The organism is Ruegeria sp. AA6 (assembly GCF_056542865.1).
Genome location: NZ_JBQGAN010000001.1, coordinates 104,276 through 116,622 on the forward strand (window position 1 = coordinate 104,276; position 12,347 = coordinate 116,622).

The following is a 12,347-nucleotide window of genomic DNA, read 5'->3' on the forward strand; positions in this document are numbered from 1 at the left end:
ACACACTCCTCCGAAAGCAAGGCGCAGCACTGGCAATTTGCCTAGAACCCCTGCGGCAAAAACAGACCTTTCTTATCTGCACACGAGTGTGCCTTAGCTGGGTCGCAAGGACAAGCAGGGAGTATGGCGGCTTAGTTTCCCGCGCAAATGTCTTTAGGAACCCAAGAGACCTTTGCTTATGGTCGTCCGGGAATAAGCTCTTGCTGTTGAAGAACCGTAAGGATGTCCAGAATTGTTGAAGGACTGACGTCAACAGATCCGTCCAGATACACACCTAGCCCTCCCTCTCCGATTTCCTTCGGCCCACCACTGTCGTAAACCGGGTCAAGCGATGCGAGTTCGGCAGGTAGCTCTGGGCACAAAGGTGTTTCGTTGAGTACAAGGTCTACGGCGGTCAGCATAAGTTCTTTCACAGAGTCGAGCGTGTCGTCTTCTAGGAGTTGCTCGCGCTGTTCTTCCGGCGCCGAGAGTGTAAGACCGATGAGTTTGAAATAAGCACAATTGTCGCGTAGTTCTACAGTCGCTTCGGTGGACATGTTCGCCAAAATAGCTCTTTTTTTGTCGCCCCTTTGAAAGTTGGTTTCACCGGTTCGGCTGCATTCGAAGATCGTGATTGTAACATCTCCATTCAGACCAATCGCATCGCCTTGCGCCTTGAGACTTATGTCATCAAGCCGGACTTGTAGGCCGCAGTTGTCGACAATTGCATTGTCGGCCAATCGCTCTGGCGCAAGTTTTTGGACTTCGCGCAGATCAAGAAGCGCGCCCACACCCATCCGAGTGGGAGCTACCGCGCTGAGGTTCAAGTCAAGCGTATACGGCAATTCGGTATCACGCACTGGCAGTTTCGCGTCGATGATAAAGTTCACCTGTTGTGCGCGGGGCGCTGTCGCGCCAAGAACGGCTGCCATGAAGACCGGGATCAAAAGCCAAAGTCTCATTCGGCAAACTCCAATACGCCAAGTTCTTTAAGCCCTCCGAGGACTTTAACAATTGTTTCGGCACTAACATCAGCCGATCCAACGATTGCTGCTCCCATACCGCCCGGGGCTATTTCGCGCGTGCCGCCGGAGTCGTAACTTGGATCAAGGACAGAAAATTCCTCAGGCAACGGCGGACAAACCGGGTGGGCCTCCAAAAACTCGCCACCCTTTTCCAGAACTGCATCGTTAATGCGATTTGTCAGGCCAAAGAGGTTGGAGACTGCGCCGATAAATCCCCGCGGATCAAGATCGACGCTTTCGATACTGAAGGTCAGGCATTGGCCTTTAACTGCTGCCTTTGCGACCGCAACCGCATCTACAGTGGCCCCAAAGTAACGAAAGCCCGGTTCTTCGCGCCTGTTGCAAGTCGTAAACTGCGCGCGGGTTGAGCCTTCGATCTGAACTGTTTCGCCTTTGGCGGTGACGTTCTCAATCTTCAGGTATATCTGACGTTTGCAGGTTTCTTCCAGTGGGCCTGTCAGAATCTCGGGTGTCTTTTCCTGCAATCCGCGCAGATCCACGAAGGCCCTCAAACGCAGGCGGGTCGGGCTGGATTCCTCAAGGCCGCCGTAGACCGTGAAGGGAACGGGTATGTCACGCAGAGGCACTTCTTTATCCAGCTTGATCTGGAAGCGGCCAGCATAGGTTGCAGGATCAATCCCCGTCGATCCAAATGAAGAAGACTTGCTTACGGGATCGGTTTGGGCCGCTGCCTCAGATGTTGCACCTTGATCTTGTGCCTTGCTGCCACACCCCGGCAACATTGCGAAAAGAACGCAAAGCAGCAGCCCCTTGTTTAACCGAGATGATACCATCCCAAATCACCCTTTTAGTAAATATACTGCCCCAAGATACCGGCCTGAGCCTCTTTAGCAACTTAGGTCTTTGCCAGACAGATTTTCAATCAACCCAGACGCAATATAATTGTTTTCTGTAGCGCTTACAGCCGCTTGCTCATCCCCACTTGGTTCTTAAGAGAGCGCCCTAAAATTTAAGCGGCGTACAAAACAGTTGTCGATTCCACCTTCGACAAAATAACCTACCCCTAGTTTATAGTGTTTTGCTTTGGGAGGTTTCGTTGCGGATAGGGTGCTGGAAAACGGATAACAACCGGACAGTACGCCATCTACTGCCGCTGTGCGTGATGACTTTTCTTACCGCCTGTTTTGAGGAAGAAACGAAGGAAACATCACCCCCAGCACCGAAGGTTGTCGTTGCCCAAGCCACGACAGAAGAGGTGCCGCTTTTCCTTGAGTTGACCGGACGTACCGAGTCCCCCAACACAGTGTCAGTGCGATCACGTGTCGATGGCCACGTTGAATCCCGCCCCTTCGAAGAGGGCACAGATATCGTCAAAGGCGATACCCTGTTCGTAATCGACCAACGTCCCTATGAAACTGAACTTAAACGCCTATTGGGCGAGCGGGACAAGAATCAAGCCGGTTTTGATTTCGCCGTCAGAGAAAGGGAACGCTACTCCGCTTTGGCAAGTGATGGAACCGTTGCGCAGGAGCAATTGGACAAGTCGACCACCGACGCGGCCCAAGCCAAGGGTGACCTAGAAAGTAGCCAGGGCGCGCTGGCCTCGGCACAGGTCAACCTCGATTATGCCACGGTATCCGCCCCAATCGATGGGCGAATTGGACGTGTTTTTCAGGATGTCGGTAACGTCGTTTCGGCGAATGACACCGTTCTGACTGAGTTGGTCCAGATGGATCCGCTGCACATCTACGTAAGCCCAAGCGAAACGCAATTTCTCGAACTGGAAAAATACAGATCGGCAGATCCGGATTTGAAAGTTGCGATCACGCTGGTTGATGGCAGCGTCCATCCGCATTCCGGATCTCTCGACTTTTCCGCACCGGGCATTGATCCCAAGACGGGCACAATTGCTGTGCGGGCAGTGTTTCCCAATCCCGAAAAAACCTTGCGCCCTGGTCAGTATGCCAAAGTGGATATTCAGCTTACCAAGCAGTCAGGCCAGATAACTGTACCCTCTGAAGCGATTTCGCAGGATCAAGCTGGGTTCTTTGTTTTTGTCGTCGACAAAAGCGGCAAGGCCGAAATGCGTCGGGTCACTGTTGGTCGCAATTATGAAGGTCGCCGCATTGTAACCACAGGACTCAAGGACAGCGAAGTTGTGATCACGCAGGGTCAACAGCGCGTCCGATCCGGCATGGCCGTCGATGTCAAAAAACCAACCGCCGGTTCGGATGCAGACAAGGCTGATGGCTGAATGCTGAGCCGGTTCTTCATCTTCCGGCCCGTGTTTGCGTCAGTTATCGCGCTGGTCATCGTGATCGCCGGTTTGATTTCGATACCGTTGCTTCCCGTCGGTGAATTCCCCGAAGTTGTGCCCCCAACTGTTGTCGTCAGCGCCACGTATACCGGCGGCAGCGCCGAGGTTGTCGAAGAGGCAGTAACCATCCCCCTTGAGGAGCAAATCAACGGGGTCGAGGGCATGGTTTATATGGCATCGACAAGCTCGAATGACGGCACCTCGAACATAACGGTCACTTTCGAAGAGGGGTACGACCTTAGTATTGCAGCCGTGGATACGCAAAACAGGGTTTCCACGGCAATGGCGCAACTCCCGGATGAGGTTGTCGCATCGGGTGTGACAGTCACCAAAGAGTCGGCTGACCTGACAATGGGGGTCAACCTTATTTCGCCAAACGGTCAGTTCGACGAACTTTTCATCTCGAACTACGCGGACATCCACATCACGGATCGCCTCAAGCGTATTCCGGGTGTTGGGACGGTGATGGTTTGGGGGGAACGGGTCTATGCCATGCGGATCTGGCTTGATCCCGAAAAAATGGCGAGCCTCGGCCTGACCGCGTCCGATGTATATGACGCGGTCACAGAACAAAATCAGCAGGTCGCTGCCGGGGCTTTGGGCGCACCGCCCAACGGTGCCAACCAGAAATTCCAACTGACACTGACTGCAAAGGGGCGGCTGCAAAGCAAGGAAGAGTTCGAAGATATCGTTCTGGGCATCGGCGAGGACAGCGCTGTCATAAGGCTTAAGGACGTGGCGCGCGTAGAACTGGGTGCAGAAGATTATTCCTTCAATTCTACGCTGGACAGCAGTCCGACGGTGGGTCTGGGTGTCATGCAGTTGCCGGGCGCCAACGCTCTGCAGTTGGCGTCGCAGGTTCGCGAGACCATGGCAGAATTGTCTCAGGATTTCCCCGAAGGGCTGGAATATACAGTTATCTACGATACGACGAACTTCGATCGCGAAGCCATTCGGGATGTTCTTTTAACACTGGGACAAGCAATCCTGCTTGTCGTTTTTGTCATTGTGATTTTTCTACCCAATCTGCGGGCAGCGCTTATCCCGGTGATTACGATTCCGGTCTGTCTGATCGGTACCTTCGCATTGATGTATGCACTGGGCTTTTCCATCAACCTGCTGACGTTGTTTGGCCTCGTGCTGGCGGTGGGGCTGGTTGTTGATGACGCAATTGTCGTGGTCGAGAACGTGTCGAGGCATATCGAGAACGGCGAGACAGATCCCAAGGAAGCTGCCCGGCGTGCGATGGACGAAGTCACCAGTCCGATTGTTGCCACCTCTCTGGTTCTTATGGCGGTTTTCATTCCTGTTGCCCTGATGCCGGGGCTGACAGGAAAGCTATACCAGCAATTCGCCCTGACGATTGCGTCTGCTGTCGCGATTTCAGCGATCAACGCTCTGACTCTCAGCCCGGCTCTGTGTGGTTTGCTGCTGGGTGGAGCGCGACCAAAGGCCAAGATCATCCAGAAATTCGACGCTGGCTTCGCCTGGTTTACGCCGCGTTATGAGGCCGTAGTTGGTTTGTTCATCCGGGTTTGGCAACCCGTGGCATTGGGCTTTGTGGCACTGTTGGCTGGAACTATCTACATGTTTACGGTTGTGCCCGTGGGCTTCATCCCGAACGAAGATCAAGGCTATTTCATTATCAGTTTGGAAACCCCGGAAGGTACAGCCGTTGGGCAAACCCAAAAGGTTGTCGATGAGGCTTATGAAATTTTGCACGATCTCCCCGGTATCAAAGGCGTAATCACGTTCACGGGCTTCAGCGTTTTGACAAACACGTCAGCACCTAATCAGGGCAATCTGTTCGCAGTTCTCGAACCGTGGGACAAACGGAGGGGGTCGGGCGAAAGTGTAACCGCGCTCATGGCCAAGGCGCAGGCGCGATTCGATGAAATTCCGGGCGGAATACTTACCACATTTAACCCGCCCCCCATCTTTGGTCTTTCGCCAACCGGCGGGTTCCAGTTCGAGTTACAGGACACAACCGGTGGCTCACTACAAGATCTGGAACAGGCGACGCGGGATATGGTTGCAGGTGGAAATGCCCTGCCTGAGTTGTCCGGGCTATATAGCCCATTTTCCGCAAGCACACCGCAGCTGCATATCGAACTTGATCGTACCAAAGCTCTGACCGAGGGGATCTCGATTGGCGACGTTTTTGATGCGCTTCAGACCTTTTTGGGCGGTGTGTACGTTAATGATTTCAACGTCTATGGCAGGGTTTACAAAGTCTATTTGCAGGCTGATGTAGATGCCAGACAAGCCGAAGAAGATATCGGTCGGCTTTATGTACGAAATGATCAGGGCAGTATGGTGCCGTTGAGTGCTTTGGTAAAGTTGCAGCCCCAAATCGGAGCGCGCACCATTAACCACTACAACCTGTTCCGATCAACCAGCATCAGTGGCGCTGCGGGGCAGGGGCACAGCTCAAGTCAGGCGATCACCGCCATGGAAACCTTGGCTAAACAGACGCTTCCAAGGGGTTACACGTTTGAGTGGACCGGAAACGCCTATCAGGAAATCAAGGCTGGCAATGTGGCTCCGATCCTTTTCGCTCTGGCGGTCATCTTTGCGTTCCTGTTTCTGGCTGCCCAGTACGAAAGCTTTGTTATGCCCCTCATGGTATTGCTGGCGGTTCCACTCGCGATCTTTGGGGCCTTGGTCGCGCAATGGCTGCGTGGTTACGACAACAATATCTATTGCCAGATCGGGCTCGTCATGCTGATCGGTCTGGCGAGCAAAGGAGCCATTCTCATCGTCGAATTTGCCCGGCGTAGGCGTCAGGAAGGTCTGTCGATCGAGGAATCAGCGATGGAGGCCGCGCGTATCCGAATAAGGCCCCTGCTAATGACCGCCTTCGCCTTTATCCTGGGGGTTGTACCACTGGTTATTGCAACTGGTGCTGGATCTGCAGCGCGGCGCTCTCTTGGAACCGCCGTATTTGGGGGCATGCTGGTCGCAACTGTTTTAAGCCTAGTGCTGGTTCCCGTCCTTTATGTCGTCGTGGAACGTTTGCGAGAACGGGCTTCAGGCAAGAAACCGAGTTCCAGCTAACTATGGTGGACGGCTCACACAACACTCGATGAAGAGAACCGCTCCAGCCCAATCTTACACGGTATCTTACCTTTGGATTCAGCTACGATTTCCTTTCACGCCTGAAGGAGAAGCAAGAGCTTTTTTCGAGTTGCGTCTACTTGGAACGCGGCTTTGTCGAACCTACATGACAAGAAACCAGAGGCAGTGATTTTCAGTCAAAGGGAAGGAAACCGACATGAGGAAAATAACAGTAGCCTGCCTGCTTGGAGGCTCTTTGCTGCTGGCAGCATGCGGCGCACCAACGACAGCAACTCAAGCGCAAGCCCAGGCTGACGCACGATGTGCAGCGGGTATTCTGGGTGGTGCTGCAATTGGTGGTGTCATTGGCAACCGCTTTGGTGGTGGTACGGGCCAAGATATCGCAACAGCTGCTGGTGCGGGTCTAGGTATGTATGCGGGCCAATCCGCGTGTCAGTGACAAGCTCACTAATCCGAAAGGCAATACCTGCGTGGCAGCACAGTGCCACAACCACTACTATCGCGCATGATTTCACCGGGAGCTTGCATTCAGAAACACGCTGGCTGCAAGCTTCTCGGTAAATCCCGGTTCGCTTGAACCAAATTGCGGCCTACGGCCCGAGTAGCCGCCTCTAGCAGAGGCACATGCTATGTACGGTGGCCATTTTCTTTGACCGAGCGTAAGGGTTTTGTCAACGAAACGCTTCTGCCTTCGGATGCCCAGATGCGGCATTACCGGACGTTCTACTCCAGCTCGACTGGTCGTTACATTGCAGTTGCAGGTTAGATCAGCCATTTCAGCTCTGCCCCACTGTCTCAGCAAGATCCACGACTCTACGAACGGGATGGTTGCTCTCGGATTCCGCCAGAAATGTGGGGATTCCTCTCGAAATACCTGGATCCTGTTAACAATGGCAGTTTCATTCGGCCACTGTTCCTTGGATGCTGTGGAATAAACAGGAAAAATCCAATATTTAAGTTCGGTTAAAGTGGGGGTTAATAAGATACTTCTTAGTTAGTGTACGAGTTGAAGATGGTTAAAAACAGCAAAAGGGAGCTGCTCCCACCTTTGAATTGTGTCGAGTCCGTAACCAACGGCACGGGCCAGAGTGGCTCCCTGAAGCTGTCAATGAATACTATCTGGACCGCTGGTCCGATAATTTTATACTTTATGTTTTTGGCCGTTTGCTTGTTGCAAGCTTCTGCCGATAGCTACGTATCGCACTTGATGTGAAGTTAGCTGCCCGCTGGTTTATTGGGAAATTTTTCTTCTATTTTAGGTGGTTGCCCGTATCCTAAGCAGAGTGGGTAATTGGTGGAATAGCCCGACCTTGTCGATCAAACTTAGCGGGCGTAAGGTCCTGTTTTCACAATTGTGGCAGAAAAACACAAGTTTACCTTGGTAACGCGGCGCCGACTTTCAAGGAACGAGCCCGGACAGTAGGTCCAGTCGATTTGCTTGCCAAGACGGGGAGTTCAATGAAGAAGACCGTGCCTTTGCCAAGTACACTTTTGTAGTCAATTTTGCCGCCAAAGTGCTCAACGATTTCCTTGGAGATGTGCATCCCAAGCCCGGTGCCCCCTGCGTGGCGTTCATCCGATGAATCAATTTGAGAGAAGCGGTCAAACACCTTGTCTCGGCTACCTTTAGGAATGCCTACGCCTTGATCTTTAACAAATATACGTACCTGCGAGCCTCGTTTCCTGCAGCCAACAATGACTTCACCACCGTCAAATGAAAACTTGGCTGCGTTGGAAATCATGTTCGCCAGCACCTGAAGAAGTCGCGATGCGTCACCCTTGATATACACTTCTTCGTTGCTTCGCATGTCCTCCACGATTTCCACATTATGTGCGCTTACATATCCCAAATTGCATGAAATAGCTTCTCGAACCAGTTCGTGAACATCAACTGTTCCCTCTTGGTACTTCATTTCGCCGGCTTCCATTTTTTGAATGTCGAGCACGTCATTGATTAGAGATGCCAGGCGTTCACTGTTCTTGCTTGCCAGCGTGATGATGTTCTGCATCGGTTCAGGAATGTCACCCAAAGCGCCGGTATTGATGAGATCCAGCGAACCTTTAATCGACGTTAGCGGCGTGCGCAGTTCATGACTGACTGTCGAGATGAACTGAGATTTGGCAATGTAGGCAGCTTTTGTTCTTTCATGTTCTTGTTTTAGTTTTTCGAGTTGCTCCAAATTTTTGCGGTAGAGCTTTAAAAATACCAATGAACAGTCGATCAAGAAGTACATGACAAAGACGACTGTAAAGAATTGCAACCAAAGTTCGGATGAGAGGTCTGGTCGCTCGACCCATATGTCCTTCACGACAATAATCATGAACGAAACACCATACATCGCCAGGCGGACACTCATGGCCCAGACGAACTGATGGTTGTTCATAGCTGCAAACAATGCGGCCGCAAACAAGAAGAACAGAGGGGTAAAGTGCCCACCGGTCGACTGTGAAAATGCGACGGAAATCGTGTAGAGGCAGATCGCAATTGAGCTGAGCATCGTGTTCAGCAGAATCCAGGCGACCATCATTGCAATCGCTTTGTGCTGGTCTGGCCTGAGCCGAGGCACCCGCTTTGCAAGCATTAGGTCCTGAGCTTCGCAGACGAGAATCGTACCGTAGAACAGCAACGCATTGATCGGATCGAAAAAGAACCCAGTCAGAATGGTTGTTGCCAAAAAAATAGCCTGTCGCTGCCACAAGAGCGCGAAGCTCATGGCAGTGTAATCCTTGATGTTTTGCAAAAGCCGGTTTTCCGGCTCGCCGGTGGACCCGTCCGGCTGCACTGGATCGATTGCCGTCATTCCAAAGTCTTCATTTTCGCTTCCCTGAGACTGTCGTAGTGAAACAATGAGGACGTAGTTGGTCGGAAATGGGTTCACAGTTTGGCAATAATTTTGGCAATCGCTTCCAATTGTTCCGTTTTCAAATTGGCTCGGCTGGACAAAGGCGGAACGATTGTTGCTCAAGTGCCTACATTGATGTCAAAAAGTCTATGATTTCATTGCTAATATGATGTTTTCCCACCTAGATTGAAGCATAGGCAGGCTAAGGCACTAAAAGGAACCGCGTTGTGACCGCGTTTGGAATGACGAAAATGAAGCAGTTCGACGTCACTCCGGTTGCGGCGAAACTTGCGGAAAAACCTGTGACTTTGCTTCAGTTTGCAAGGTCCGCTGGTCGGAATATGCTTGAGGTCATCCCAGCCGAAACACTGCGTGAGACCTATGTTCGCGGCCCGTTGAACATACATTATTTCTGTGACCCAGAAATGATCACCGAATTGTTGGTAGGGCAGGGCAGAGCTTTCCCTAAAGCCAAGTTCACAAAGGATATTATCGGGTCAGCTGTCGGCAATGGCCTGATACTTTCCGAAGGCGACAAGTGGCGCCAACAAAGGCGGAGGTATTCTCCGTTGTTCGCTGCCAGAAACCTGCCAGTGCTTGCGCGTCACTTTGCCGAGACCGGCGCGGAAGTTGCGGACTCTTTGGCAGAGAACGAAGGCTCTGTGGATGTTGCTCAAGTCGCACCCGCATCGACGTTGACGAATATTTCTCGCGTAATTTTCTCGGGCAATGAAGAGGTCAGTTCGGAACAAATTCGCGTAGGCCTTATCGCGTATTTCAAATACATTTCAGATATTTCACTGTTCGACTTGATGGGCTTGCCAAAGTGGCTGCCTCGTAAAAAGTGGTTGAGCAGCAGGGCGCCGGTTACAACGATGCGGGACCTGGCACGGCAAGTTATTGAACAGCGCCGCTCCGAAAACCGAAGCGAGCCTCTCGATTTTCTTGATTTTATGATTGAAGCTCTGAAGACGGATTTCGAAGACCAGGAAACAACCGTCGACAATCTGCTGACTTTTGTTGTTGCGGGTCACGAAACCTCGGCCAACGCTTTGGCTTGGGGCTATTATTTGTTGGCTCTGAACCCTGAAATGCAGCACAGAATTCGGGAAGAAATTCAGGCAGTACGCCCTGAAGGGATGGTTGAATTTTCTGATCTCGAAGCAATGCCTTTGCTTCGGGCTCACGTTAAGGAAACATTGCGACTTTATCCCTCCGCGGCGTTTTTCGCCAGAGATGCATCGGAATCTGTCACAATCAAGGATGTGAAGATCGAGAAGGGAGATGCGCTGTTTTTCCCGGTCTACTCGTTGCACAGAAACGAAAAGCTTTGGGATGCTCCCAACGAATATCGGCCAGAACGGTTTATGGGTGCTTCCCTTCCGCGTGGTCAATACATCCCGTTCGGAGACGGCCCCAGAATTTGTATCGGCGCGCAATACGCAGAAACGGAGATCATGGTTTTGATGGCCTCGGTGTTGCGCCGTGTGAGTTTTTCCTTGGGAGAAGCACAACTGCCAGAGCCGGTTTTGACCTTCACCATGCGCACTAGTGGCCCGCTGATGCTTGAAACTGAGCGAGTTTCATAAGCCTTTGGGCGGCACATAAGCATTAGGCAAAGTTGTTATAGATCGAGACTATTTTCGATCAAGATAGGTATTCTCGCCGTAGAGTTCCCTTAGAACTGTGTCAAACAGCCTTCCCGGTGCCTTCTTTTCATGCACTGGCGGCGTTTGAGACTGCATAGGTGTTCTTAGAGAAGCGCCTTTGCCCAGCGCTCTCTCTCGGCTGTTTGCTTTCTCGCACGCCTGAGTCAGGGCGGTAAGCGCGCCTGATTTTGAAAACGACCGCATGGACACCGGCGAACCAACCACCGTTTTGAGATGCGCCGAAGCACAACGGTTACTTAATACCATCCTCAGTTTTCGATTTAGCACGTCTTCGGTCGGTAACTGGTTCGTGTGGCCGTACCCGTGCGTTATTATAAGGAAAACTCCGCTTCCACGGTATGAGAAGACTCCCTCCGACTTCTTTGAGGCGTTTTGCAAGCATTCGCCAATGTCAGAAATCACCCGTCGAAACGAGCCAAAATCACTCATGTCAAAATGATATTCGGCACCCTGAAGTTTGACTGCTGTTACCCACGAGTCAAAACGGCGCCCTCTTGATAGTTGGTCGACGTAGTTGTCAAACTCAACATAGCGAAGGCAGCGGTCCAACCCTTCGATCGACAATGGATCTTCAAAGTTGAATTGTTTGTTGAAATCCAGTTCTTTACGGAGATTCATCAGCGAGGCCGACGAAGATTGTGCTCTGATCCGTTCCATCATCAAAAGATGGGCAGCATTCATGCGGCTGCGCAGTTCGAAGAAGTCAAACGGCTTTGTAATGTAGTCAAATGCGCCTTCCAAAAAAGCCTCTTCGATGTGCTTTTGGTCCGTCATCGCAGTCAACATAATAACCGGCGTGTCCAGATTTCCTGGCATTTTTCGCAGTTGTTTGAGCAATTCGATCCCGCTGGTGCCGGGCATCTGTATATCTACAAGCAGGCAATCGAACGGAGTTTCAGCCGTTTCAACTTTCTTGAGTGCCGCTTCGGCGGAATCTGCGACAGAAACACTGCAGTTTTCAAGCTCGGGTAGCGCCGACTGAAGCAGCTCAAGAATACTTGGCTCGTCGTCGACAACCAGAACGTTAAGTGTGACCTGTCTCAGCGCCTGGATTTCCAGCTTTTTTTGGAACCGATCATGGCCGAGAGTGGAATGTTTCATAACTGATAAACCGCTGTTACTCTGTCTAACTTGGTCAGAATAGTAAGCGAGTGGGACGAAACAGCGGCAAAACGGCAGAAAACCTGCGGGAAACAGGGTATTTTCTTGACCTTATTTTGGCAATTGCTGCCTTAACACCAATTTTGTTGTCGAATTTCGCCGCTTCGTTCGAAACTGGCCAAAGCGACTGGATCGGGCGGCAGACAATAATTCACGGGACGATGCAGGGCTTTGAAATGGCCTTTAGTAGCAATGTCCAGAGGGTCTCAGGTGTGCAGTGTATCGAACTGGATTCGGCGTCCTTCCGACTCCTATCGCGGTTCAAGGCAATACTGATAGAGCCAAATGCACTTTATGTAACAATGCATTCAAG

The 12,347-nt window shown here is 51.7% G+C and carries 8 protein-coding genes; 4 read left to right on the plus strand and 4 right to left on the minus strand.

From position 1 onward, the window contains the following. Positions 1-176 precede the first annotated feature (176 nt). Together ACR0LN_RS00430 and ACR0LN_RS00435 are read right to left on the minus strand one after the other, a co-directional pair. On the minus strand, positions 177-941 hold the full coding sequence (locus ACR0LN_RS00430) for a hypothetical protein (protein WP_480426869.1): 765 nt from the start codon (positions 939-941) through the stop codon (positions 177-179). Then, positions 938-1,798, minus strand: a complete 861-nt coding sequence (locus ACR0LN_RS00435; RefSeq protein WP_480426872.1) for a hypothetical protein — start codon at positions 1,796-1,798, stop codon at positions 938-940. Before ACR0LN_RS00435 ends, ACR0LN_RS00430 begins: the two co-directional genes overlap by 4 nt. 329 nt (positions 1,799-2,127) lie before the next feature. Between ACR0LN_RS00435 and ACR0LN_RS00440 the strand changes: the two genes are divergently transcribed. The 3 genes from ACR0LN_RS00440 to ACR0LN_RS00450 all read left to right on the plus strand — a co-directional run bounded on the left by ACR0LN_RS00440 (position 2,128) and on the right by ACR0LN_RS00450 (position 6,799). Then, positions 2,128-3,219: an efflux RND transporter periplasmic adaptor subunit gene (locus ACR0LN_RS00440; protein ID WP_480426875.1), complete on the plus strand. Its 1,092-nt coding sequence runs from the start codon at positions 2,128-2,130 to the stop codon at positions 3,217-3,219. Further along, complete coding sequence (locus ACR0LN_RS00445) at positions 3,220-6,339, plus strand: efflux RND transporter permease subunit (protein ID WP_480426878.1); 3,120 nt, start codon at positions 3,220-3,222, stop codon at positions 6,337-6,339. Positions 6,340-6,556: 217 nt separating this feature from the next. Next, positions 6,557-6,799, plus strand: a complete 243-nt coding sequence (locus ACR0LN_RS00450; protein WP_480426881.1) for a glycine zipper 2TM domain-containing protein — start codon at positions 6,557-6,559, stop codon at positions 6,797-6,799. A 934-nt stretch (positions 6,800-7,733) separates the two neighbouring features. Here ACR0LN_RS00450 and ACR0LN_RS00455 read toward each other — a convergent pair. Continuing rightward, positions 7,734-9,326, minus strand: coding sequence for a sensor histidine kinase (locus tag ACR0LN_RS00455; RefSeq protein ID WP_480426884.1), 1,593 nt, complete (start codon positions 9,324-9,326; stop codon positions 7,734-7,736). Positions 9,327-9,454: 128 nt separating this feature from the next. Here ACR0LN_RS00455 and ACR0LN_RS00460 point away from each other — a divergent pair, with 128 nt between their 5' ends. Then, positions 9,455-10,792, plus strand: a complete 1,338-nt coding sequence (locus ACR0LN_RS00460; RefSeq protein WP_480426887.1) for a cytochrome P450 — start codon at positions 9,455-9,457, stop codon at positions 10,790-10,792. Positions 10,793-10,840: 48 nt separating this feature from the next. On the opposite strand, the gene ACR0LN_RS00465 is transcribed toward ACR0LN_RS00460, so the two are convergent. Further along, on the minus strand, positions 10,841-11,974 hold the full coding sequence (locus ACR0LN_RS00465; protein WP_480426890.1) for a response regulator: 1,134 nt from the start codon (positions 11,972-11,974) through the stop codon (positions 10,841-10,843). Between the last annotated feature and the right edge of the window lie 373 nt (positions 11,975-12,347).

What these genes read in the sequence shown, in the direction of transcription:
- ACR0LN_RS00430 (WP_480426869.1), bottom strand. Translation starts at nt 941, where the DNA reads ATGAGACTTTGGCTTTTGATCCCGGTCTTCATGGCAGCCGTTCTTGGC.
- ACR0LN_RS00435 (WP_480426872.1), bottom strand. Translation starts at nt 1,798, where the DNA reads ATGGTATCATCTCGGTTAAACAAGGGGCTGCTGCTTTGCGTTCTTTTC.
- ACR0LN_RS00440 (WP_480426875.1), top strand. Translation starts at nt 2,128, where the DNA reads ATGACTTTTCTTACCGCCTGTTTTGAGGAAGAAACGAAGGAAACATCA.
- ACR0LN_RS00445 (WP_480426878.1), top strand. Translation starts at nt 3,220, where the DNA reads ATGCTGAGCCGGTTCTTCATCTTCCGGCCCGTGTTTGCGTCAGTTATC.
- ACR0LN_RS00450 (WP_480426881.1), top strand. Translation starts at nt 6,557, where the DNA reads ATGAGGAAAATAACAGTAGCCTGCCTGCTTGGAGGCTCTTTGCTGCTG.
- ACR0LN_RS00460 (WP_480426887.1), top strand. Translation starts at nt 9,455, where the DNA reads ATGAAGCAGTTCGACGTCACTCCGGTTGCGGCGAAACTTGCGGAAAAA.
- ACR0LN_RS00465 (WP_480426890.1), bottom strand. Translation starts at nt 11,974, where the DNA reads ATGAAACATTCCACTCTCGGCCATGATCGGTTCCAAAAAAAGCTGGAA.